The sequence below is a fragment of the Pseudonocardia sp. ICBG1293 genome, assembly GCF_020131355.1.
In the GTDB taxonomy this organism is placed as follows: Bacteria; Actinomycetota; Actinomycetes; order Mycobacteriales; family Pseudonocardiaceae; genus Pseudonocardia.
Map to the genome: position 1 here is coordinate 1 of NZ_JAHLEL010000013.1, position 21,628 is coordinate 21,628.

Below are 21,628 nucleotides of genomic sequence, written 5' to 3' on the forward strand. Positions count from 1 at the left end.
GCGACCTCGGCGCCCCCGCCGGCGGGGCGCGGTCGGCCAGCTGGACCAGCGCTCGCTGTCCGAGGCCGGGATCCGCATGCTCACCCCCACCGCGCTGCGCACCGGGGTGCAGCTCAACCCCCGCTACGGCGAGTGGGACCCGATCCAGATGCTCGCCGTGCCGACCGCCGAGGACGCCTCCGTGGTGCTCCCGGTCGCCGCGGCCACCCGACCCCGCCCGCCCCCTGATGGCCGCGACGGTCGTCGTCTGTCCCCGCCGCGGGGCCGCGATCCCGGCGGCGGCGCTGCCGGCGCTCCGCTCGGCGACCGACGTGCTCGCCGTGCCCGGCTCGACGCGGGTGCCACCGCCGAGCCACCGACTGGACGGGAACCGACCCGGCCGACCTGGCCGACGGCACGGTGCTGCTCGTCCCGGCCGCCACCCCGCCGCCGCGCACCCCGGTGCGGTGCCGCCGCCCACCGGGCACGCGGTGCTCGACGCCGTCGCGGTGATGGACCGGTTGCGCTCGCCCGGCGGCTGCCCGTGGGACGCCGAACAGACCCACACCTCGCTGCTGCGCTACCTCGTCGAGGAGTGCTACGAGCTCTACCAGTCCATCGAGGACGGCGACCGCACCGAGCTGCGCGAGAGCTCGGCGACGTCCTGCTGCAGGTGCTGTTCCACGCCCGCGTCGCCGCCGAGCACCCGGGCGCCCCGTTCGGGATCGACGAGGTCGCGACCGGACTCGTCGACAAGCTCGTCGGCCGCCACCCGCACGTGTTCGCCGCGGGGGAGCAGGTCGCCACGGCCGCCGACCAGGACCGCCGCTGGGACGAGCTCAAGCGCGCCGAGAAGCAGCGCGAGTCCAGTGTCGACGGCATCGCGACGGTCCAGCCCGCCGTCGCGCTCGCCGCGAAGCTGACCTCACGGACCGCCAAGGCCGGCCTGCCCGCGGACCTGCTGCCCGCCGACGACGGTGCGGGTGCGGCGCTGTTCCGGCTGGCCGCGGCCGCGCAGCTCGGCGGCGGCGACCCCGAGGCGGCGCTGCGCACGACCGCCCGCGAGTTCGAGGCGCGGGTGCGGTCGGCGGAGAAGGCCGCCGCCGCGGACGGCCGCGACCCGCACGCGCTGACCGCCGAGGACTGGCGTCGCTACTGGGACTCTCCCTGACCCCCGCCCCGATCGGGTGATACCCGTCGGTAGCGTGTGAGCGTGCGCACCCCGTCGCTGCTCGCGGCCATCGGCGGCATCGTGGCCCTGATCCTGGTCGTCTCACTGGCGACCGGTCCGGGCTTCGGGCCGTCGCTGCCCCGCACCCCGGTCGACCGGCAGTCGGCCCCGCCCGCGTCCGCGCCGCTGCCCGCGGGCACCGACGTGGTCGCGTGGGCGCGGACGACCGCGACCGAGGCGGACATCCCCGAGCGGACCTGCGCGCCTACGCCAACGCCGAGCTGCGCCAGCGCGAGCGCACCCGGACTGCCGGCTGAGCTGGGCGACCCTGGCCGGGGTCGGCCGGATCGAGTCCCGGCACGCGACCTTCCGCGGCGGCGAGCCGGGGCCGGACGGCCGGGTCGACCCGCCCATCATCGGTATCCCGCTCGACGGCACCGGCGGCACCGCGCCGGTGGCCGACACCGACGGCGGCCGCCTCGACGGCGACCCGGTGCTGGACCGCGCGGTCGGGCCGATGCAGTTCCTCCCCGAGACCTGGCGCGCTACGGCGCCGACGGCAACGGCGACGGCGTCGCCGATCCCCAGCAGGTGGACGACGCCGCCCTCGCCGCGGCCGGCTACCTGTGTGCGGACGGTCGCGACGTCGCCGACGCCGGGACTGGTGGCGCGGGTGCTCGCCTACAACGCCTCCGGCGACTACGCCCGCGACGTGTGGGCCGCGGCGGCCGACTACGCGCAGCGCACCACCGCCCCGGTGCCGCCCGCGCCCTGACCCGGCGGCCCCGATCCGGCTGGCCTCGATCCGGCTGGCCTCGATCCGGCGGCCTCGATCCGGCGGCCCTGATCCGGCGGGCCCGATCCGGCGGGCCCGATCCGGCGGGCCCGACCCGGCGGCACCGGCCCGCAGCGGGCGGGCGGCGGCCGGTCGGTCGGGCCGACCGGCCGGCCCGTGGTGGAGGCCGGCACCGGTTCCGGCGGTGATCGCCTCACGGCGCGGGACGCGCGGTCAGGCCAGGAGCGCCCGGCCCCAGTGGTCGTCGCCCTCGGCGAGACCGGGCGGGACGGCGAACAGCGCGGAGCCGTTGTGCTCCAGGTACTCGCTGAGCGCGTCGGAACGGGCCAGCCTGCGCTGCATCGGCACGTACTGGCGCTGCGGGTCGCGCACGAACGCGATGAAGAACAACCCGGCGTCGAGGTGGCCGTGGCCGTCGGAGCCGTCGACGAAGTTGTAGCTGCGCCGCAGGATCCGCGCCCCGCCGTTCTCCTGCTCGGAGGCGAGCCGGATGTGCGCGTCGTCGCCGATCACCGGGCCGGACGCGTCGGTCGCGGCCAGGTCGGCGGTGTCGAACTCCGCGGTGCCGGTCAGCGGCGCACCCTCGCCCTTGTCCCGGCCGATGGTGCGCTGCTGGTCGTCGAGGTTGGACCGGTCCCACACCTCGATGTGCATCCGGATCCGGCGCGCCACCAGGTAGGAGCCGCCGCGCAGCCACTCCGGGCCCTCGTCGCCGACCCACACGTGGCGGTCCAGCAGGTCCGGTTCCTCGGCCTTGAGGTTGTTGGTGCCGTCCTTGAAGCCGAACAGGTTGCGCGGGGTCGCCTGCCCGGTCGAGGTCGACGACGTCCGTCCGAACCCCAGCTGGGACCAGCGCACCTCGGTCACACCGAAGCCCTCCCGGACCAGGTTGCGCACCGCGTGCACGGCGACCTGGGGGTCGTCGGCGCAGGCCTGGATGCACAGGTCCCCGCCGCGGGCCGGGTCGAGCCGGTCGCCCTGGAACCGCGGCAGCGGGGCGAGCCCGGCCGGGCGCCGGTCGGCGATGCCGAGCCTGTCGAAGAACCCCGGTCCGACGCCGAAGGTCAACGTCAGCGACGACGGCGCCAGCCCCAGCGCCTCGCCGGTGTCGGCCGGGGCGGTGTAGCGGTTGCCCGGCAGCGCACCGCCCTCGGCGGTCTCCTGCCCGGCCGTCATCCGCTCGGCCGCCGCCGTCCACCGGGCCAGCAGGTCGAGCACGGCGGCCCGGTCGGTGGTGGTGAGGTCCAGGGCGACGAAGTGCAGCCGGTCCTGCGCGGGGGTGACGATCCCGGCCTGGTGGGCCCCGCGGAAGGCGACGGTGCCGTCACCGGCCGCGGACGCGTCGCCGGACAGGCCGTATCCGGCGGCGGCACCCGCCCCGGCCAGTGCCACGCCGGCGCCGGTCAGGCCGAACAGTCCGCGCCGGGAGACGTGCAGCGGGCTCATGCGGTGACGGTGCCCGCGACCGTGCTGACCGGCTCGGCCAGCGCGTCGACGGCAGCGGCCATCTTCTTCGTGTCCTCCGGCGTGAGCTGGGTGTAGAGCCGGTAGCCGTCGCCGTCCCGGTAGCCCTGCAGGAGCGTGTCGACGGCCGCGAAGCGCTGGTCGAGCAGCGGGCCCAGGGCCGGGTCCTTCTGGTCGATCACCGGGCGCAGCGCGGCGACGGCGGCCTGCGAGCCCTCCACGTTGGCCTGGAAGTCCCACAGGTCGGTGTGGGAGTACCGGTCCTCCTCTCCGGTGATCTTGCCGGTGGCGACCTCGTCGAGCAGGCTCTTCGCGCCGTTGGCGAGCTCGGCCGGGGTGAGCTGCAGCGCGGGGATGCGGCCCTGCAGGTCCTTGACGTCGGTGACCAGGGCGGCGGCGACCTGCGGCGAGTCGGCCTGCAGACCGTCGACCCAGAGGTCCTTCTCCAGCCGGTGGAAGCCGGTCCACGCGACGCCGGGGTCGCGCTCGTCGTCCTCGCGGCCGTCGAGCTTCGGGTCGAGGTCGCCGAAGGACTCGGCGATCGGCTCGATGCGTTCGTAGTAGGTGCGCGCGACCGGGAACAGCGCCTTGGCCCTCGCGGTGTCGCGGGCACTCACCGCGGCCGCGAACTCCGAGGTCCTGGCGACCAGGGCGTCGGACTGGGAGGACACGTAGCGCAGGTAGCCGGCGGTCGCGGCGGCGAGCTCGTCGTTCGTGTCGGTGGCGCGCTGCGCGGAGCCGGTCACGGTGAACGGGGCACGGATGCCGTCGCCGGACATGCCCGGCTTGCAGGCGGTGGTGTAGGTGCCCCCGTCGGGGACCTCGACGATCAGGTCGCGGGACAGGCCGGGCCCGATGTTCTCGACCTCGCCCATGATCCGGTCGCCGGTGGCGTAGAGGTAGAACTCGGTGACCTTGCTCCCGGCGTTGGTGATCCGGAACGTCAGGTTCCCGGCGACGGCCTCGGTGGCCGAGACCTCGCAGGCGGTGTCGGTGGCGTTCACCGTGATCGGACCGCCGTCGCCGGGGCCCTGTGCCGAGGGAGCGGTCGAGGTGCAGCCGGCCAGCAGGGCGGCGGCCACGGTGATCGAGGCCAGGCCTGCGGCCGTGCGCATGACTGGGGACATCGTGGAGTTCTCCTCGGGGGTGGACACCGGGCGCGTGTGCGACGGCGCGGCGGGACGGGGTGGTGTGCGGGCCGGTCAGGCGTCGGCGGTGGCCGGGGCGCGACGGCGGGCGGGGCGCAGGAACAGCGCCAGGACCACCACGACGTAGACCGATCAGACGACGGCCTCGAGCACGGTGGTCTGCGGCGAGAAGTTGAAGACGCCCTTGAGGAGGGTGCCGTACCAGGAGTCGGCCGGGACCGCGTCGCTCACGTCGAAGGCCAGGGTGGTCAGGCCGGGCAGGATCCCGGCCTCCTGCAGGTCGTGCACGCCGTAGGCGAGGATCCCCGCGGCGACGAAGACCAGCAGGAAGCCGGTGACGGTGAAGAACCGCCCGAGGTCGATCCGCAGCGCGCCGCGGTAGATCGCGTACGCCAGGGCGACGGCGATCGCGATGCCGATCAGGAAGCCGACCAGCGGTCCGGCGGTCTCGCCCGCGGCCTGCGCGGCGGCGAAGAAGAAGACCGCGGTCTCCAGCCCCTCACGGCCGACGGCGAGCGCCGCCATCACGACGACGGCCCACGGCCCCATGGACACGGCGCGGTCCAGGGCGCCCTCCAGCTCGCGCGACAGCGTCCGCCCGTGCGAGCGCATCCAGAAGATCATCCAGGTGACGAAGCCGACCGCGACGATCGAGAGCGAGCCGCCGAGCGCCTCCTGGGCCTCGAACGTCAGGGCCTGCTGGGTCAGGGTGAGCCCGAGCGTGACGCCGACGCTGACGGCGACGGCGAGCGCGACGCCCGCCCACACCCGGGGCAGCTCGGAGCGACGCCCGGTGCGGACCAGGAAGGCCACGAGGATCGCCACGACCAGCGCGGCCTCGAGCCCTTCGCGCAGCCCGATGAGCGCGTTTCCCAGCATGCGTCCTCCCACGGCGCCGACACCGACGGCAGCACCAGGTGAGGGTGCGCTGCCGGGCGGGAAGGCTAACCTCACCCGATCGGGCGGGGAAGTGTCGCGGGGCATTCGCCCCGGAAGATCCGTTTTCGCAGCTCAGGGCCGGTCGGGCGCGAGTGCGATGCGGGCCCGCACCTCGCCCAGGGCCTCCTGGTACTCCGGGCGGGGATCCATCGCCGAGGCGATCTTCAGCTGGGTCTCGGCCTCACCCAGCCTGCCCTGGCGCTGCAGCGTCTTGCCGAGGGCGAAACGCGCGTAGTGGTCGGCCGGGTCGGTCTCGACCACCCTGGTGAAGGCTGCCTCGGCCTTGCGCAGCTGTGCCGAGTCCAGGTAGGCGCGGCCCGCGAGCAGGTGCACCGAGGCGTCGCCGGGCTCGTCCGGACCGTGCGCTTCGAGGACGGGACGCAGCGCGTCGAGCGCCTCGAGCGGGCGGTGCCGGGAGAGCAGCCGGTCGGCACGGCGGAACGCCGCGACCGGGTCCTGAGGGTTCGCACGGGGACTGCTCATGGTCACCCTTACGTTAGGTGCGATCCGGGCGGGATGCGAGGTCTTGACAGGGCGCCGGTGGCCCGTGGGGTGACGCAGGCGTCCCCCGCCGGGGGCCCACCGGTGACTACGCTGACGCTCCGGACGACACCCGCGATCAGAACAGGAGTCACGGTGGCGGTCATCGAGCAGGTCGGGGCACGCGAGATCCTCGATTCCCGGGGCAACCCCACGGTGGAGGTCGAGGTCGCGCTGGACGACGGCACGCTGGCGCGTGCCGCGGTCCCGTCGGGCGCCTCGACCGGCGAGCACGAGGCCGTCGAGCTGCGGGACGGCGACAGGAACCGCTACGGCGGCAAGGGCGTCGAGAAGGCCGTCGCGGCTGTGCTCGACGAGATCGGGCCGGAGCTCGTCGGCGTCGAGGCGGTCGACCAGCGCCTGGTCGACCAGCGCCTGGTCGACCTCGACGGGACCCCGGACAAGTCGAAGTTCGGCGCGAACGCCCTGCTGGGCGTGTCGCTGGCCGTCGCGAAGGCCGGGGCGGAGTCCTCGGGCCTGGAGCTGTTCCGCTACGTCGGCGGCTCCAACGCGCACGTCCTCCCGGTGCCGATGATGAACATCCTCAACGGAGGTGCGCACGCCGACACTTCCGTCGACGTGCAGGAGTTCATGGTCGCGCCGATCGGTGCGGAGACCTTCCGCGAGGCCCTGCGCTGGGGCGCGGAGGTCTACCACGCGCTCAAGTCGGAGCTGAAGGACAAGGGTCTGTCGACCGGTCTCGGCGACGAGGGGGGCTTCGCCCCCGACGTGAAGGGCGGCACCCGCGGGGCGCTGGACCTGATCGCCGCGGCCGTGCAGCGCGCCGGCTACACCCTGGGTACCGACGTCGTGCTGGCGCTCGACGTCGCCGCGACCGAGTTCCACGAGGGCGGCAAGTACTCCTTCGAGGGCAAGAAGATCACCGCGGACAAGCTCTCCGAGGTGTGGGTCGAGCTGGTCTCGACCTACCCGCTGGTGTCCATCGAGGACCCGCTGGACGAGAACGACTGGGGACGGCTGGGTCGCGCTCACCGAGTCCATCGGCGACAAGGTGCAGCTGGTCGGCGACGACCTGTTCGTCACCAACCCCGAGCGCCTCGAGGACGGCATCGCCCGCGGCGCCGCGAACGCGCTGCTGGTGAAGGTCAACCAGATCGGCACCCTGTCCGAGACCCTCGATGCGGTGACCATGGCGCACAACGCGGGCTACCGCTGCATGATGAGCCACCGTTCCGGGGAGACCGAGGACGTCACCATCGCGGACCTCGCCGTCGCGACCGGCTGCGGCCAGATCAAGACCGGCGCCCCGGCGCGGTCCGAGCGGGTGGCCAAGTACAACCAGCTGCTGCGCATCGAGGAGCTGCTCGGTGACGCCGCCCGCTACAACGGCGAGCTGGCGTTCCCGCGCTACCAGGTGCCCGGCCAGAGCTGACGCTCCGGTCGTTCCCCCGTTGGTGGCACCGGTGCCGCCCGGATCGTCTGCGGACGGTTCGGCGCGGCGCCCCCACCGGCGCCCGATCGGGCGGCATGCTGGGCGGGCCGCCACGGAGCGGCACCGAGCGGCACCGGGCGACGCGGAGCGGCACTGGCGGGTGAGGGAACCCGGGACGGACGGGAGGGCGCATGGCGGATCGTCGGGGACGTGGACGGGACGGCCGTGCGCGCACGTCCGCTGCGGGGCGCGGCCGGGCCGCGGCCAAGCCGCGGGCCACGACCGCGCGCTCGGCGCGGGCGCCCGCGTCGACGGGCGGGTCGGCTGCGCGGTCGCGTCCGGCCGCACCGCAGGGTGCCCGCCCCCGGCTCACGCGTGCCCGGTCCCGTGCCGGCGAGGTCGTCGCGCGCACGACCGGTCTGCTGGGCCTGTCCTCCACGAAGCGGGCCGCCATCCTCGCGATCGTCGTGTGCGCACTCGCCCTGACCGTCGCCGTGCCGCTGCACAACTTCGTCGCCCAGCGCCAGGAGCTGGCCGACGTCTCCGACCGGCAGCAGGCGCTCGAGGCCGACGTCGCGCGGCTGTCCTCCGACCGCGCCCGGCTCTCGGACCCGGCCGAGGTCGAGGCGCAGGCCCGGTCCCGGCTCGGGATGGTCCAGCCGGGAGAGACCCCCTACGTCGTGCAGTTCCCGGCCCCGCCGGCGCCGGTCGTCGAGGACGGTCAGGCCGAGCCCGGCGTGCCCTGGTTCCACACCCTGTGGAACGACGTCACGGGCGACCCGCGACGATGAGGGCGTGAGCAGCACTCGTTCCCGTCCGCCCGGTCTGGAGCCGGGCCCGGTCGGCCGGGCCGACCTCGACGCCGTCGCCGACCAGCTCGGCCGCGCCGCACGGGGGGTCCTCGCGGTCGCCTACCGCTGCCCGTCCGGGCACCCGGCGGTCGTGCAGACGGCGCCGCGGCTGCCCGACGGCACCCCGTTCCCGACGCTGTACTACCTGACGTGCGCGCGGCTCGCGTCCCGGATCGGGACCCTCGAGGCGGAGGGCCGGATGCGCGAGATGGAGGAGCGGCTCGCCGCCGACGAGGAGCTGGCCGCGGCCTACCGCCGAGCCCACGAGACCTACCTCGCCGAGCGTGACGCCATCGAGCCGCTGGCCACGCACCCGGACGTCACGGCCGGGGGGATGCCGGACCGGGTCAAGTGTCTGCACGTGCACGTGGCGCACGCACTGGCGGCCGGGTCCGGGGTGAACCCGTTCGGCGACGAGGCCCTCGAGGAGATCGGCGAGTGGTGGCGGTCCGGACCGCCCTGCCTGTAGGCCCGGTCCTGTGCGTGCTCAGCCGGTGGCGGGCGCGAGCGTCCGCACCGGGTAGTCGGGCAGTGCGAGGTGCTGGACGGGCAGTGTGTCGTCGACGAGCCCCGCTCGGCGCAGCGTCCCGCCGAGCGGCCCGGCCAGCACCTGCATCCCGAGCTGCAGCAGGCGGCGCTGTCGGTCCGTCCGCGGGTGGAACATGACGAACTGCTGCGCCCGGTCGGTCATCGGGCGCAGCAGGCGCTCGTAACGACCGAAGGCGCCGCGGACGTCGTCGGGGGTCCTGCCCAGCTCACCGGCCAGTACGTAGGCACCGGTCAGAGCGCTCGTGGTTCCCGTCCCGAACGGTCCGGCGCACCACGCGGCGTCGCCGAGCAGCGCCACCCGGCCGCGGTGGAACGACGGCGTCCGAACCTGTGCGACCTGGTCGATGTAGGGGGTCGTGTCGTCCAGGGCGCCGAGGATCCGAGGGGTCTCCCAGCCCAGGTCGTCGAACGTCGCGCGGAGCAGCGCCGTCGCCCCGGCGCGGTCGAGCCGGTCGAAGCCGAGGGTGTCGGTGGACATGCTGAGCATCGCGCGGGTCGTACCGACGGCGTCCGGGCGCAGGTGGACCACCCGGCCCCGCCCGCCGAGGTGCATCCGCCAGCGTCGGTCGTCGTCGGCGGTACGGGGGATCGTGAAGTAGGCCCACACCAGCCGCAGCTCGTGCAGGGTCGCCTCCGGCAGCACCAGTCGGCGGGTGCGGGAGCGGGCGCCCTCGGCGACCACGACGGCGTCGAACCGCCGGGCCGGTCCCCGGGCGAAGCGGACGTCGACGCCGTGCCCGTCGTCGTCGAGCCCGGTGATCCGGTCGCCGAACACGTACTCGGCCGACGCGGCGGAGTGGTCGTGGAGCAGGCGCGCGAGCCTGCCCCGCAGGATCTCCAGGTCGGCGGTCGGTGACAGGTCGTCCGTGCGGTCGGCCGGGAACTCGGCGATCGTGGCGCCACGGGAGTCGACGAAGGCCATGCCGGTCTCGGTGGTGTGCTCGGCCCGGACGGCCTCCTCCAGGCCCATCCGACGGACGACCTCGCGTCCGGAGCCGCGGACGTCGACGTTCTGGCCGTCCTCCCGGAGCCGGGAGGACCGTTCCACCACGGTCACGTCCCAGCCGTTGGCGGCGAGCCACGAGGCCGCGGCGGGTCCGGCGATGCTCGCGCCCGAGATCAGGACGGTGGGGTTGCTCATGAGGGTGCCTCTCGACGGTGGTCCGGTACCGGAGATCGACCCAATGCTTAGACTGTCTAAGAGTCGCGCGGATTGGTCACAGCTTGGCCGCGGTCGAGTGTCTGGGGGCGAGGGCGGGTACGGGCCTGCCGATCATGAAGTTATCTACGCTTCGTGATCGTCTGGAGGCCGCGTGCCCACCCTGCCATCATGGCTGACCGAGCCGTTGTGGGACCAGTTCACCGCGCTGCTGCCTCATCGAGACGAGTTCGATCCCACCCATCCGCTGGGCTGCCATCGCCGCCGGATCGCGGATCGGATCGTGTTCGACAAGCTCCTGCAGGTACTGCGGTTCGGCTGCTCGTATGAGGGCATCGCTGACAGCACCTGCTCGGCGACCACCATCCGCGATCGTCGTGACGAGTGGATCAGGCTCGGGGTCTTCGCCCAGCTGCGTCGGATCGTCCTGGACGCCTACGACCGCATCGTCGGTCTGCTGCTGCACGACATCGCCGTCGATGGCGCCATCACCAAGGCCCCCGGCGGCGGCGAGGTCGCCGGTCCGTCGCCGGTGGACCGGCGCAAACAGGGTATGAAACGTTCGGTGCTCGTCGAGGGATACGGCATCCCGCTGGGCCGAGTCCTGGCCGGAGCCAACCGGCACGACTCCCCGCTACTGGGCCCCACCCTCGACCGCCTCGATGCTCTCGGCCCGCTGCCCGACGACATCACCGTGCACCTCGACGCCGGCTATGACTCCGGCAAGACCCGCGACACGCTGGCCGAACGAGGCCTGCACGGCGAGATCGCGCACAAGGGTGAGAAAGCGCCGATCCAGGCCACCCGCCGCTGGCACGTCGAGCGGACCAACGCTTGGCACAACAGCTTCAACCGGCTGCAGCGCTGCTACGAACGACGAGAAATCGTCGTCGACGCGTTCTTCGACCTCGCCGACACGATCGTCACACTCCGTAGCTTGATTCGGCAGGCCTGGACCACACACCGCTGGAACGCCCGACCTGCACGACGTCCATGATCACCAACCAATCCGCGCGACCTCTAAGCTTAGTTTGTCTAAGTAATCGTCTGTGGTGGGATGCGGTGTGATGCGGGACGAGCCGACACGCGACGAGACGATCCGTGCACTGCCGGGGCTGGCGGACCTGGACGACGTGTCGCTCGCGGTCAGTGGGTTGATCTCCGCGTCGCAGGACCTGGTGGTGCGGACGGCCAGGACGATGGGCATCGGCGTGACCGACATGACCGCGATCATGGTGCTGACCGAGCACGGACCCATGGGCGCGACCGGGCTCGCCGGCCGGTTGGGGATCACCCTGGCCTCGACCACGGTCCTGGCGGACCGCCTGGAGCGGGCCGGCTACGTCGCACGGGGGCGGGACGCCGAGGACCGGCGGCGGGTCACCCTCGCGGCGACGGCCGCGGCCCGGGGTGCTGCCGGCGCCGCCTGGCTGCCTGCGATCACCGAGATCGACGACGTCTGCCGGGTCCTGTCCGGCCCGCAGCGGGAGTCCGCACTGGACCTGCTGGCCCGGCTCACCGCGGCGGTGCAGCAGGGCAACCGGAACGGGCCCGCCGCCGCTCGCCCCGGCGGTCACGCCGTGGGCACGGCCGGCTCCGCCGGGATGCCGGCGTCGCCCTCGCCGGGGCCGGCCCCGGCGCCCCCCGACGCCTCTACCGGGGCCGGGGGGTGGTGATCGGACCCGCCGCACCCCCGGTCGGCTGCTCGACGGCCCGGTCGGTGGCGCGGAAGGCGTCGACCGCGAGCCGCGCGAAGCGGGCCGCGTCGCGTGCCCGGGTCGGTTCCGGCGCGGCGGCCAGACCCCGCCCGGCCCGGAGGACCAGGACCAGGTCGTCGAGGCCGAAGTCGGCCCGCAGTGCACCGGCCGCCCGCGCTCGTGACGCGAGACCGTCGAGCATGCCGAGCAGCTCCTGCCGGTGGCCGGCGAGCAGGTCCCGGGCGGGCTCCGCGGCGGTCAACGCGTCGACGAAGCCCCGGTTCCGCACGTTCAGCGCGAGGAGCCGGTGCACGACCGTCCGGAAGCCGCGCCACGGGTCGTCGTCGGCGGCTCCGTCGACGACGATCTGCCGGCACCGGCGCATCTCCTCGGCGAACGCCTCGCGGACCAGGTCGTCGCGGGTCGGGAAACGGCGGTACAGGGTGGCGGGTCCGACCCCGGCCCGCCGGGCGATCGTGCGCATCCCGACGTCCAGCCCGCCCTCGGCGAACAGGGCGCGGGCGGCGACGAGGATCCGGTCGCGGTTGTCCTGCGCATCGGCCCGTAGGCGAGGCAGCTCCCGGTCCATCCGTCTCACTTCCGCCGAAGTGGACGGGTGCGTCCACTACCGTCGGAAGGGTACGCGACCAGGGAGGACACGGAGACGCAGGCGGTCAGGATCGGCGAGTTCGGTGCCCCGGACGGGCTGGAGGTGGTCGAGGTCCCGGTGCCGCGACCCGGCGCGGGTCAGGTCCTCGTCCGGGCCGAGGCGATCGGTGTCGGAGGTGTGGACACGGTGATCCGTCGAGGTCTGCTCGGTAGCGGGTTCCCGGTGGGGATGGTGCCGGGCAGCGAGGCGGCGGGTGTGGTGACCGCGACGGGAGAGGGGGTCGACCCGGCGTGGACGGGCCGGCGGGTCTGGGCCTTCACCGGTACCGGCGGTGCCTACGCCGAGCAGGTCCTCGCGGCGGTCGACGACGTGGTCGCCCTGCCGGACGGCCTGACGGCGGTCCGCGCGGTGACCCTGGGGAGCGCGGGTCCCGTGGCGCACTTCGCCCTGGCCCACGCCCACCACACGTCCGGTGAGAGCGTCCTGGTCCGCGGTGCGGCGGGGAGCATCGGCATCGCGACGGTGGAGCTCGCCGTGCAGGGCGGTGCGGGTGAGGTGGCGGTCACGACCTCGTCCGCGGAACGGGGGCGTCGACTGCGCGAGCTCGGGGCGACCCGGGTCCTCGACCGGTCCGGCGCGGGCGGGACGGACCGCTACGACGTGATCATCGACGTGGTCGGGGGACCGGACGTCCCGGCGTTCCTGGACCGGCTGGCCCCGAACGGGCGGCTCGTCCTCGTCGGTGCGGTCGCCGGGTTCCCGCCCGCCGACGTGGGGTCGGCGTTGATCCGGGAGTTCCGGCAGTCGCGCTCGTTCGCCACCTTCAGCCTGGACACCGTCCCCCACCCGCGACGGGACGCGGTCCGCGCCGACCAGTTCGACGCGGCCGTCCGGGGCGGGCTCAGCACCGTCGTCGACGACGTACTGCCGCTGCGGGCCGCGGTGGAGGCGCACCGCCGGATGGACGCGGGGACCGTCTTCGGGCGGCTCGTGCTCGTGCCCGGCGACGGCCCCGCGACGGCCTGACCGCCCGGTCGATCAGGGCGTCGCCCGCTCCAGCAGCACCCCGACGGTGTCCTTGCCGGGCCGGGTCCCGGCCGTGCGCAGTGGCCCGTCGGTGTCGAGCCGGGTCGCGAGGAAGACGTCCGCGACGGCCGTCGGCGCGTGCCGGACCAGCAGCGATCCCTGCAGGGCCAGCGCGGCCAGCTCCGCGAGGCGGCGGGCCCGGCGCTCCTCCGGTGCGGCCAGCTCCGCGCGCAGCGCGGTCACGGTCGCGTCGAGGCGTGGGTCGGCGCCCGCGGCGAGGTCGATCTCGGCGAGCAGCGCCTCGACGGCGTGCGGCTCGCGCGCGATGGCACGCAGCGCGTCGAGCGCGGTGACGTTGCCCGAGCCCTCCCAGATCGAGTTCAGCGGCGCCTCCCGGTAGAGCCGGGGCAGGTCGGACTCCTCGACGTAGCCGTTGCCGCCGAGGCACTCGAGCGCCTCGGCGACGACGGTGGAGGTCCGCTTGCAGACCAGGTACTTCGACACCGGGAGGGCCAGGCGCAGCAGCGCCGTCTCGCCCCGGTCGACCGCCCCGGCCAGGCGCAGGGCGAGGACGGTCGCCGCCTCGGTCTCCGCGGCCAGCTCGGCGAGGACCTCGCGTATCAGCGGCTGGTCGGCCAGCCGGGCGCCGAAGGCCGACCGGTGCGCGACGTGGTGCGCGGCCTCGATGACCGCGGCCCGCGCGGTCGCCGCGGAGCCGAGCACACAGTCCAGCCGGGTCATCGAGACCATCTCGATGATCGTGCGGACGCCGCGGCCCTCGTCGCCGACGCGCCGGCCGACGGCGCCGGCGTACTCGATCTCGGACGAGGCGTTGGACCGGTTGCCGAGCTTGTCCTTGAGCCGCTGCAGCCGGATCGCGTTGCGCGTGCCGTCGGGCAGCACCCGGGGCAGGACCAGGCAGGTCAGCCCGCCGGGGGCCTGGGCGAGGGTGAGGAACAGGTCGTTCATGGGCGCGCTGGTGAACCACTTGTGGCCGGTGAGCCGGTAGCTGCCGTCGGGCTGCGGGGTGGCGACGGTGGTGCCGGCGCGGACGTCGGAACCGCCCTGCTTCTCGGTCATGGACATGCCTGCGAGCAGCCCGGCCTTGTCCGCGGGGACGGCGAGCCCGGGTGCGTAGGTCCGCGCGGTCAGGCCGGGCTCGTGGGCGGCGGCGAGCTCCGGGGCGTGGCGCAGCGCCGGCACCGCCGCGTAGGTCATCGAGATCGGGCACAGGTGGCCCTGCTCCACCTGCGAGGTCAGGTAGAAGCCCGCGGCGCGGGTGACGTGCGCGCCGGTGCCGGGCGCGGCGGCCCACGGTGCGGCGGCGAGGCCGTGCTCGACGCTGGTGCGCATCAGCGCGTGCCACGACGGGTGGAAGGCGACCTCGTCGACACGATGGCCGGTGCGGTCGTGGGTGCGCAGTTCGGGCTCGTGGGTGTTGGCGGCGCGGGCGTGCTCGCGGTGCTCGGCGGTCCCGATCGTCGCGGCCAGCTGCCGGAGCGCCGCCGGGTCGCCCCCCTCGCGCCCGACCGCCTCGACGACGGCGGGGTCCGCGGAGAGCAGGTCGCCGTCGGCCCGGTCCGGGACCTGGTTCAGGACCTCGTGCGTGCCGAGGTCGGACACCGGGGCGGGGATGCGCGTCGTCGCCATTACCGGAGGGTAACCCCGGCCCGCGGGTCCGCCCGCGCCTTCCGGCTACGGTTCGGACCGACCGTCGTCGTACCCGAAGGAGTGCCGATGTCGCGGGTTGCCGCCATCGACTGCGGAACGAACTCGATCCGGCTGCTCGTCGCCGATGTCACCGAGGCCTTCGACGGCCAGAAGGAACTGCGCGACCTGCACCGCGAGATGCGGATCGTGCGGCTCGGCAAGGGCGTCGACGCCACCGGCCGGCTCGACCCGGAGGCCCTGGAGCGGACCCGGGTGGCGCTGGTCGACTACGCCGTCGCCGCCCGCCGCAAGGGCGCCGAGCGGATCCGGATGGTCGCCACGTCGGCGCCCCGGGACGCGTCGAACCGCGAGGACTTCTTCGCGATGGTCCGCGACACCCTCGGTGTCGAGGCGGAGATCATCTCCGGGGACGAGGAGGCGCGGCTGTCGTTCGTCGGCGCGGTCGGCGACCTCGACCCCGACGACGGCCCGTTCGTGGTGACCGACGTCGGCGGCGGGTCCACCGAGGTCGTCGTGGGGGAGCTGCGCGACGGCGTCGCGCAGGTGACGGCGGCGAAGTCGGTCGACATGGGGTCGGTGCGGCTGACCGAGCGCTGCCTGCCCTCGGACCCGCCGTCGGAGTCCGAGATCGGGTCCGCGCGGGCCGTCGCCGCCGAGGTGCTGGCCGAGGCGTTCGCGTCGGTCCCGGTCGGGACCGCGAGGACCTGGGTCGGGGTGGCCGGAACGATCACGTCGCTGTCCGGGATCTCCCAGGAGCTGCCCGCCTACGACCGCGAGCAGGTGCACGGCTCGACGCTGACCCGCGACGAGCTGCACCGGGTCGCGGACCTGCTGATCGGCTCGTCGCGGTCGGAGCGGGAGAGGCACGGCTCGCTGCACCCGGGCCGCGTCGACGTCATCGGTGCCGGTGCGCTGGTCGTGCAGGCACTGGCCGACGAGCTGCACGCCCGTGCCGGTATCGACCGCGTGGTCGTCTCCGAGCACGACATCCTCGACGGGATCGCGCGATCGATCGCATGAACCTGACGGTTCTCGACCAGCGGATCTCCGAGTGCCGGTCCTGCCCGCGGCTGGTCGAGTGGCGCGAGCAGGTGGCCCGGGAGAAGCGGGCCGCGTTCCGCGACGAGACCTACTGGGGTCGCCCGGTGCCCGGCTTCGGCCCGCCCGACGCCCGGATGCTGATCGTCGGTCTGGCGCCCGCCGCACACGGGGCGAACCGGACCGGACGCATGTTCACCGGCGACCGCAGCGGTGACGTGCTCTACGCGGCGCTGCACGCCGTCGGGCTGGCGTCGCAGCCGCCCGCATCGCACATCGGTGACGGTCTGGAGCTGTACGGGGTCCGGATCACCGCGCCCGTGCACTGCGCGCCGCCGGCGAACAAGCCGACGCCCGCCGAACGCGACACCTGCCGCGGCTGGCTGGAGCAGGAGCTCGACCTGCTGGCCCCGACGGTCCGTGCGGTGATGGTGCTCGGCGGCTTCGGGTGGCAGGCGCTCCTGCCGGTGCTCGCCGGGGCGGGGTGGGCGGTCCCGCGGCCGGCTCCGAGGTTCGGGCACGGGGCGTCGGTGACGCTGGCGCCCGCGCGCCCCGACCGGGAGCCGCTGGAGCTGTTCGGCTGCTACCACGTGAGTCAGCAGAACACCTTCACCGGACGCCTGACCCCGGCCATGGTCGAGCAGGTCCTGGCCGACACGGCGGCGGCCGCCGGATTGTCGCCTACTCGACGATAAGTTGGATCGCCGCTGGTCGGTGCGTTGTCCCAGTCAGCCGGTGGTGAACCGGTGCAGGCGCATCGAGTCCTGCACGGCGGGGACGTGCCCGGCCGCCGACAGCAGCGGCCGCAGCCACACCCGTGGCTCGCGCAGCGACACCTCGTCGTAGACCGAGACGTCGTCGCGCTCGGTCAGCGACGGGTGCCGGTGCGCGAACTCGGCGGGATCCCACGCCCAGCGGAACTCGGTGCCGACGGCACGGAAGGTCGGCGTCCAGCGCGAGGCCCGCAGAGTCCACGGGGCGACGGCGTCGAACGCCAGCGTCGCGGAGGGGGTACCGGCGACGACCCGACCGACGGTGGCGTGGACGGCCTCGGACGGGACGTACATGAACAGGCCCTCGGCGACGACCAGCGTCGGCCGTGCCGGGTCCACCGCGGACCACCAGCCGTCGTCGGTGACGGAGCCGGGGACCTGCTCGATACCGTCGGGCATCTCGTAGAGCCGGCGGCGGACGTCGATCACCTCGGGCTGGTCGACGTCGACCCAGCGGCACGTCGACGGCACTCCGACCCGCAACGGCCTGCTGTCCAGTCCGCAGCCCAGGTGCAGGACCTGCCCCGCGGGCTCGATGGCGAGGAACTCCCGCGTCCAGTCGTCGAGGATCGCGGCGCGACACGCGATGGTCGAGACGTCACCGGTGAACTGCCAGAGGCCGTGGACGTCGTGCTCGATGCGGTCCCAGACGGGCTCCGCCCACGGGTCGCCCAGGATCGGACGACGGGACCGTGCGTCCAGGCGTCGCATGTAGAGGGTCATCAGCAGGGTCGCCGCGGCGCCCCGGAGGTCGACCTTCTCGGTGCTCGGCATGAGTCCTCCCCGCCTGGCTACGCTGTCGCGGCGCCCCCGTAGCCCAACGGCAGAGGCAGGCCCCTTAAAAGGGTCCCAGTGTCGGTTCGAGTCCGACCGGGGGCACCCCGCAACCACCCCGACACTACGCCCCTGACCAGCGGCTACGCCCGTCCGCGCGAAGATGATGTTGTCCGGTCGTATCCGGCCCTGACCGGGGTTCGGCGGGTGGCTGTACCGAATACGTACCGAAGTTTCGTCGCTCACGAGGCATCCCCGAGGGCGTCGGCGATCCGCTGCCGTGCGGCGTCCTCCTGGCCGACGATGGTCTTGGCGTAGATCTGGTGCAGGACGGCGACGCTGTGCCCGGCCCACTCAGCGACCTGGGTCGACGGGACACCGGCGTTGAGCCACGTCGACACGGCGGCATGGCGCAGGTCGTAAGGACGACGTGCGAGCGGTGAGGCGGCTTCCGACTCGGTGAGAGCGACCATCCGGGCCTTCCGCCAGACGCGGCAGTAGGTGCCTTCCGGGAGATCGCCGCCGCGGACACCGCGGAACAGCCGGCCATCCGGTGTCGTGCCGTGCTCGGCGAGGTGCGCCCGCAGCAGGACGGTGAGCGGAGGGGGAGACGGGACCGAGCGGGTCTCACCGCGGGCCCGGTGCTTCAACTCCCGCTCCTCGCGACGTCGGCCGTTGTCGGTCCAGGAAGCGCCGGCCTCGGGGGTGGAGCCGGTCAGCAGCAGCTCGCCCCAGCCCTCGTCGGGCAGCCGGAGGTCAGCTGCGCGCAGCGTCACGGCCTCGCCCGGCCGGAGGGCGGCGTAGTAGAGCAGGCCGAAGAAGGCGACCAGGCCCGGGCCGCTCGGCTTCTGGCTGCCGACGGCGGACAGCAGGGCGCGGGCTTGGGCGGTGTTGACGACGGCTCGCTTGTCCACCGTCTTCACCGTGCGCGGGATCTTCCACGCGATCGCGGTGACCGGGTTGCGGGTCAGGAGACGGCGCTCCACCGCGTACTCGCCGAGGTTGACCACGACGCCGCGTTGCCGAGCGATCGAGGCAGGGGCTGCGCGGCCGCCGTCTCCACGAACCGCGAGGGCGTCCAGGACGGCGCGGACGACGACGGGCTCGGCCAGCTCACCGACCTCGCGGGTGTTCCGTTCGAGCCAGGACAGCGCCCGTGTGATCTGTTCCGGTGGTGTGCCGTTCGAGCTGGCCCGGACGTTGAACGCCCAGGCGGTGAGCGCCTTGCGCAGTGTCGCGTCATCCGGCCGGCCTCGCTCGCCGGTGAGCAGCGCGAGGGTGGCGTTGGTGAGTGCCCGCGCCGTGTTGCGTCGTGAGTTCGGGGCCAGGTGCGGCCACTTCATCGCCACGTACTCGCGGGCGAACGGCAGCCACCCCACACGACGCTCGGACCGATCCATCGACATCGGACGGCCGGTGTCCAGCGAGAATGCCTCGCCACGCCGGGCGGCGACCAGCAGCTCGGAACGGACGGCGTCCGCCAGAGCGGCGGTCTTGTACGGGACCCGCCAGCGTCGGCCGGCGACCGACCACTTCACGGTGTGCGTCGTCGTGCGAGCGCCCGAGTACACCTCGACCTTCCAGATCCGCACGTCATAGGAGGTCTCCATCAGGCCGCCTCCTCGTGCGCGTCGAGCCAGCGCTCCAACTCCGCACGACGGACCCGCAGGTCACCGTTGGGGAGCTTGATGCACCGCGGCGCCCGGTTCTTCGCCCGCCACTCGTAGAACGTCGACCGCGAGATCCCCAGCTCCGCGCACACCTGCATGACCGTCAGCCGCTCCGTCGCCTTCGTCATGCCGCTGCTCCCTCGGTTGCCGAACGGTCATCGGGTGCCGCGTCGGTGGTGGCGAGAACGGCGGCGTCGTAGTCGGCGCGCCATCGACTCCGTTGGTTGATCGCGTGGAGCAGCAGCACAGTGCGGGGTGGCACGTCGGTGTCCCCAGGTTTCGTGGTCTCCCACTCGAACGGGCCGTCGTCGACGGCGTAGGCGGGCTGGACCCCGGCGCGGTCGAGGAGTTGCCGAACGAATGCGGTCCGCTCCGCGCGGTGGTCGCTCAGGCTCTTGTTGGACCACTTGCGGGAGACGAGCACCCGGCGTCCGGCGATGCCGAGGTGTTCGGGCTTGTGCGCTTTGCCCTTGCAATGCCCTGGCGTTGTTCCGGGTCGGGCGCCCTTGGGCTCGATCCCGTAGAGCAGCCAGATCGGGCAGCGCGGCGAGCACGGGGTGATCGCCAGCTCGGCGGCCAGGCGGCGTGCGTGCTCGCGCTGCCGGGCGGTGGCGGTGTCGTCGAGGCCGGCGGCCTGCCCGATGCTCTTGGTGAGGTACTTGGTCAGGTAGCCGATGTGCCGTCCGGCTTCTTCGGTGCCGCCGAGGATGCCCTTGACGTGGACCTGCGGCCCGAACACGACTGTGTGCGCCGGAGCTGTGAGCGCGTCGGGGTCGGTGGCCTCGTCCCAGGTCGGTAGCGGTTCGCGGGTCTGCGGGTCGACGAACGCGCGGTGGTGGTTGTCCCAGCGCGGGAGCCGGTCCCCGCTGTAGACGAGTTCGTCGTGGGCGGGCCACCACACCTGGTGATACGTCGCAGCTGTGATCGCGCGCAGTTCCGAGCGGGGGATGGTGCCGCGGATGGCGGCGTGGAAGTGCGGTGCTCCGCGTTTCTGGGGCTCGACGGTGCCGAAGTACTGCACGTCCCAGCCCACGCACCGGCGGGTGTTCTGCCAGAACCGGTCGAGCAGCTTCGGGAAGTGGATCGCGTCCCGCGCGGCGCGGCGGTAGTCGTAGGAGTCGGGGTCGAGGGCGGCGCCGTGCTTGTCCACCCGCCCATAGGTATCCAGCGTGAGCGTGAGGAAGGTCGAGGGCCGGTACTTCCCGCCGAACACCCGGCCACGGTGCGGTCCTCCACCGGACGCCGCGGAAGGTTCGGCGCGTCCTGCCGACGCCGGGTCGAGCGACGCACGGTCTGCGGGCCGGGGTCGAGCGGGGCGAGCCGTCCTCGGACGCCGAGGGCGCGTAGTTCCTGGTCGAGCTCGGCGACGGTCTCGCGGATCTCCTCGCACTCGGCGTCGTCGCCCTTGGCGCGGGCGTCGGTGTAGGCGGCGTGCAGGTCGGCGCGGACCGTCATCAGCTCCTTCTGCGCTGTGGTGGGGTCGGCGGGCTTGGCGATGGGTTCGTTCTCGAGGTGCCAGCCCTCGCGGCACTGGACCATCCGCAGGCGTCGGGCCTTCTCCGCGCACGGGCGGCACTGGTCCTCCCGCGTCGACCCGCACGGCACGGGAACGACGTCGACCCGACCCGTGCTCTGGTCGATCCGGCGCATCGCGAGCGGTCGGACGCACACTCCGTGGTCCTCGGCGAGCTGGTTCGCGACCTCGGCCGAGAGGGCGAGCATCGCCTTCTGGGCGCGGGTCATCGACTCCTGGTCCACAGCCGCCGGGGCGGTCTGCTCGGCGGTCATGCGGCACCTCCGGTGGGCAGAGCGGGCGTACCAGGCCGGAACGGCAGCACCGGCGCCGGCCGTCGGGCCGGGTCCGGGGAGGGTGCGGTCACGAACCGTTCGAGAGCCTTGATCGCCTCGTCCGGCACCCAGGACGCCCGGACCCGCAGGGGTTCGCGGACGCCCTCGCCGAACAGGTAGCCGACGCCGGGTTCGGACTCGCCGATGCGGTTCGCCCACGCGCCCCGGTCATAGACCTGGTCCCCGAGGACCATCCCGACGTGGCTCTTGGAGGCCACGCGCAGGCAGATGCGGCGCGGGAACAGCTCCCGGACCGGGACGGTGTCCTTGGTCGGCTCCTGCACGTAGCCGCGGACGGTGTATCCGAGGGCGCGGCCCTGGGTGGTCAGCAGCGCGATGCGCTCGGTGATCGCTTCGCGGGTTTTGCGGTCGCCGACGTAGCGGAGCAGGGCGCCGATCTCGTCGAACTCGACGATCTCCAACGGGGTGTCGCGGGTGATCGGCACGAGGCGGGTGGTTTCCGGCGTGGGCGCGTTTGCGGGTCTCCATCTGCTCGACCAGGTCGTCGAGCAGCGCCAACGCGTCGCGGGAG

The 21,628-nt window shown here is 73.8% G+C and carries 17 protein-coding genes, 1 tRNA gene and 5 pseudogenes; 11 read left to right on the forward strand and 12 right to left on the reverse strand.

The window, feature by feature from the left end; all coding sequences use genetic code 11:
* Nucleotides 1-227 precede the first annotated feature (227 nt).
* A pseudogene (locus tag KPF47_RS08215) lies at nucleotides 228-1,150 on the forward strand (MazG family protein).
* 454 nt (nucleotides 1,151-1,604) lie between these two features.
* Nucleotides 1,605-1,925 (forward strand): hypothetical protein, encoded by a 321-nt coding sequence (locus KPF47_RS08220; protein ID WP_224387917.1) that lies wholly within the window; start codon nucleotides 1,605-1,607, stop codon nucleotides 1,923-1,925.
* Nucleotides 1,926-2,159: 234 nt separating this feature from the next.
* On the opposite strand, the gene efeB is transcribed toward KPF47_RS08220, so the two are convergent.
* The 4 genes and pseudogenes from efeB to KPF47_RS08240 all read right to left on the reverse strand — a co-directional run bounded on the left by efeB (nucleotide 2,160) and on the right by KPF47_RS08240 (nucleotide 5,980).
* Nucleotides 2,160-3,392: an iron uptake transporter deferrochelatase/peroxidase subunit gene (efeB, locus tag KPF47_RS08225; protein ID WP_224387918.1), complete on the reverse strand. Its 1,233-nt coding sequence runs from the start codon at nucleotides 3,390-3,392 to the stop codon at nucleotides 2,160-2,162.
* Complete coding sequence (efeO, locus tag KPF47_RS08230) at nucleotides 3,389-4,537, reverse strand: iron uptake system protein EfeO (RefSeq protein ID WP_224387933.1); 1,149 nt, start codon at nucleotides 4,535-4,537, stop codon at nucleotides 3,389-3,391. Before efeO ends, efeB begins: the two co-directional genes overlap by 4 nt.
* 75 nt (nucleotides 4,538-4,612) lie before the next feature.
* Nucleotides 4,613-5,437: pseudogene (gene efeU / locus KPF47_RS08235) on the reverse strand (iron uptake transporter permease EfeU).
* 132 nt (nucleotides 5,438-5,569) lie between these two features.
* Complete coding sequence (locus KPF47_RS08240) at nucleotides 5,570-5,980, reverse strand: tetratricopeptide repeat protein (RefSeq protein ID WP_224387920.1); 411 nt, start codon at nucleotides 5,978-5,980, stop codon at nucleotides 5,570-5,572.
* 153 nt (nucleotides 5,981-6,133) lie between these two features.
* Here KPF47_RS08240 and eno point away from each other — a divergent pair.
* From eno to KPF47_RS08255, 3 genes and pseudogenes are all read left to right on the forward strand, one after another.
* Nucleotides 6,134-7,430 (forward strand): annotated as a pseudogene (gene eno / locus KPF47_RS08245) (phosphopyruvate hydratase).
* A 191-nt stretch (nucleotides 7,431-7,621) separates the two neighbouring features.
* Nucleotides 7,622-8,221, forward strand: a complete 600-nt coding sequence (locus KPF47_RS08250; RefSeq protein ID WP_224387921.1) for a septum formation initiator family protein — start codon at nucleotides 7,622-7,624, stop codon at nucleotides 8,219-8,221.
* A 4-nt stretch (nucleotides 8,222-8,225) separates the two neighbouring features.
* Nucleotides 8,226-8,750 (forward strand): DUF501 domain-containing protein, encoded by a 525-nt coding sequence (locus tag KPF47_RS08255; protein ID WP_224387922.1) that lies wholly within the window; start codon nucleotides 8,226-8,228, stop codon nucleotides 8,748-8,750.
* Between the two features lie 18 nt (nucleotides 8,751-8,768).
* On the opposite strand, the gene KPF47_RS08260 is transcribed toward KPF47_RS08255, so the two are convergent.
* On the reverse strand, nucleotides 8,769-9,971 hold the full coding sequence (locus KPF47_RS08260) for an FAD-dependent monooxygenase (protein WP_224387923.1): 1,203 nt from the start codon (nucleotides 9,969-9,971) through the stop codon (nucleotides 8,769-8,771).
* Between the two features lie 172 nt (nucleotides 9,972-10,143).
* On the opposite strand from KPF47_RS08260, the gene KPF47_RS08265 reads away from it, so the two are divergent.
* Complete coding sequence (locus KPF47_RS08265) at nucleotides 10,144-10,986, forward strand: IS5 family transposase (RefSeq protein WP_224386276.1); 843 nt, start codon at nucleotides 10,144-10,146, stop codon at nucleotides 10,984-10,986.
* A 70-nt stretch (nucleotides 10,987-11,056) separates the two neighbouring features.
* The gene (locus KPF47_RS08270) at nucleotides 11,057-11,665 is read left to right on the forward strand and encodes a MarR family winged helix-turn-helix transcriptional regulator (RefSeq protein ID WP_224387924.1); all 609 of its coding nucleotides are present in this window, start codon (nucleotides 11,057-11,059) and stop codon (nucleotides 11,663-11,665) included.
* Here KPF47_RS08270 and KPF47_RS08275 read toward each other — a convergent pair.
* On the reverse strand, nucleotides 11,643-12,275 hold the full coding sequence (locus KPF47_RS08275) for a TetR/AcrR family transcriptional regulator (protein WP_224387925.1): 633 nt from the start codon (nucleotides 12,273-12,275) through the stop codon (nucleotides 11,643-11,645). The two genes, KPF47_RS08270 and KPF47_RS08275, sit on opposite strands and share 23 nt — an antisense overlap.
* 90 nt (nucleotides 12,276-12,365) lie before the next feature.
* On the opposite strand from KPF47_RS08275, the gene KPF47_RS08280 reads away from it, so the two are divergent.
* Nucleotides 12,366-13,322 carry a zinc-binding dehydrogenase gene (locus KPF47_RS08280; protein WP_374108814.1) on the forward strand — a complete coding sequence of 319 codons (957 nt, stop codon included), beginning with the start codon at nucleotides 12,366-12,368 and terminating at the stop codon, nucleotides 13,320-13,322.
* Between the two features lie 12 nt (nucleotides 13,323-13,334).
* On the opposite strand, the gene KPF47_RS08285 is transcribed toward KPF47_RS08280, so the two are convergent.
* On the reverse strand, nucleotides 13,335-14,972 hold the full coding sequence (locus KPF47_RS08285) for an acyl-CoA dehydrogenase family protein (protein ID WP_224387927.1): 1,638 nt from the start codon (nucleotides 14,970-14,972) through the stop codon (nucleotides 13,335-13,337).
* Between the two features lie 87 nt (nucleotides 14,973-15,059).
* Here KPF47_RS08285 and KPF47_RS08290 point away from each other — a divergent pair, with 87 nt between their 5' ends.
* A complete protein-coding gene (locus KPF47_RS08290) occupies nucleotides 15,060-16,013 on the forward strand; it encodes a Ppx/GppA phosphatase family protein (protein WP_224387928.1) in 954 nt (317 codons plus the stop codon).
* On the forward strand, nucleotides 16,010-16,726 hold the full coding sequence (locus tag KPF47_RS08295; protein WP_224387929.1) for a uracil-DNA glycosylase: 717 nt from the start codon (nucleotides 16,010-16,012) through the stop codon (nucleotides 16,724-16,726). The genes KPF47_RS08290 and KPF47_RS08295 overlap by 4 nt, the downstream gene beginning before the upstream one ends.
* Before the next feature lie 33 nt (nucleotides 16,727-16,759).
* On the opposite strand, the gene KPF47_RS08300 is transcribed toward KPF47_RS08295, so the two are convergent.
* Nucleotides 16,760-17,578 (reverse strand): class I SAM-dependent methyltransferase, encoded by an 819-nt coding sequence (locus KPF47_RS08300; RefSeq protein ID WP_224387930.1) that lies wholly within the window; start codon nucleotides 17,576-17,578, stop codon nucleotides 16,760-16,762.
* A 32-nt stretch (nucleotides 17,579-17,610) separates the two neighbouring features.
* Between KPF47_RS08300 and KPF47_RS08305 the strand changes: the two genes are divergently transcribed.
* Nucleotides 17,611-17,683 (forward strand) — tRNA-Leu (locus tag KPF47_RS08305).
* A 137-nt stretch (nucleotides 17,684-17,820) separates the two neighbouring features.
* Here the strand turns inward: KPF47_RS08305 and KPF47_RS08310 are convergent.
* The 4 genes and pseudogenes from KPF47_RS08310 to KPF47_RS08325 all read right to left on the reverse strand — a co-directional run.
* Nucleotides 17,821-19,188 carry a tyrosine-type recombinase/integrase gene (locus KPF47_RS08310; protein ID WP_224387931.1) on the reverse strand — a complete coding sequence of 456 codons (1,368 nt, stop codon included), beginning with the start codon at nucleotides 19,186-19,188 and terminating at the stop codon, nucleotides 17,821-17,823.
* Nucleotides 19,188-19,376, reverse strand: a complete 189-nt coding sequence (locus KPF47_RS08315) for an AlpA family transcriptional regulator (RefSeq protein WP_224387932.1) — start codon at nucleotides 19,374-19,376, stop codon at nucleotides 19,188-19,190. The genes KPF47_RS08310 and KPF47_RS08315 overlap by 1 nt, the downstream gene beginning before the upstream one ends.
* Nucleotides 19,373-21,036, reverse strand: a pseudogene (locus KPF47_RS08320) (replication initiator). The gene KPF47_RS08315 and the pseudogene KPF47_RS08320 overlap by 4 nt, the downstream one beginning before the upstream one ends.
* Nucleotides 21,033-21,628 (reverse strand): annotated as a pseudogene (locus KPF47_RS08325) (cell division protein FtsK); the annotation flags it as partial. The pseudogenes KPF47_RS08325 and KPF47_RS08320, both read right to left, overlap by 4 nt.

What these genes read in the sequence shown, in the direction of transcription:
- efeB (WP_224387918.1), bottom strand. Translation starts at nt 3,392, where the DNA reads ATGAGCCCGCTGCACGTCTCCCGGCGCGGACTGTTCGGCCTGACCGGC.
- efeO (WP_224387933.1), bottom strand. Translation starts at nt 4,537, where the DNA reads ATGTCCCCAGTCATGCGCACGGCCGCAGGCCTGGCCTCGATCACCGTG.
- KPF47_RS08240 (WP_224387920.1), bottom strand. Translation starts at nt 5,980, where the DNA reads ATGAGCAGTCCCCGTGCGAACCCTCAGGACCCGGTCGCGGCGTTCCGC.
- KPF47_RS08250 (WP_224387921.1), top strand. Translation starts at nt 7,622, where the DNA reads ATGGCGGATCGTCGGGGACGTGGACGGGACGGCCGTGCGCGCACGTCC.
- KPF47_RS08260 (WP_224387923.1), bottom strand. Translation starts at nt 9,971, where the DNA reads ATGAGCAACCCCACCGTCCTGATCTCGGGCGCGAGCATCGCCGGACCC.
- KPF47_RS08270 (WP_224387924.1), top strand. Translation starts at nt 11,057, where the DNA reads ATGCGGGACGAGCCGACACGCGACGAGACGATCCGTGCACTGCCGGGG.
- KPF47_RS08275 (WP_224387925.1), bottom strand. Translation starts at nt 12,275, where the DNA reads ATGGACCGGGAGCTGCCTCGCCTACGGGCCGATGCGCAGGACAACCGC.
- KPF47_RS08285 (WP_224387927.1), bottom strand. Translation starts at nt 14,972, where the DNA reads ATGGCGACGACGCGCATCCCCGCCCCGGTGTCCGACCTCGGCACGCAC.
- KPF47_RS08290 (WP_224387928.1), top strand. Translation starts at nt 15,060, where the DNA reads ATGTCGCGGGTTGCCGCCATCGACTGCGGAACGAACTCGATCCGGCTG.
- KPF47_RS08295 (WP_224387929.1), top strand. Translation starts at nt 16,010, where the DNA reads ATGAACCTGACGGTTCTCGACCAGCGGATCTCCGAGTGCCGGTCCTGC.
- KPF47_RS08300 (WP_224387930.1), bottom strand. Translation starts at nt 17,578, where the DNA reads ATGCCGAGCACCGAGAAGGTCGACCTCCGGGGCGCCGCGGCGACCCTG.
- KPF47_RS08310 (WP_224387931.1), bottom strand. Translation starts at nt 19,188, where the DNA reads ATGGAGACCTCCTATGACGTGCGGATCTGGAAGGTCGAGGTGTACTCG.
- KPF47_RS08315 (WP_224387932.1), bottom strand. Translation starts at nt 19,376, where the DNA reads ATGACGAAGGCGACGGAGCGGCTGACGGTCATGCAGGTGTGCGCGGAG.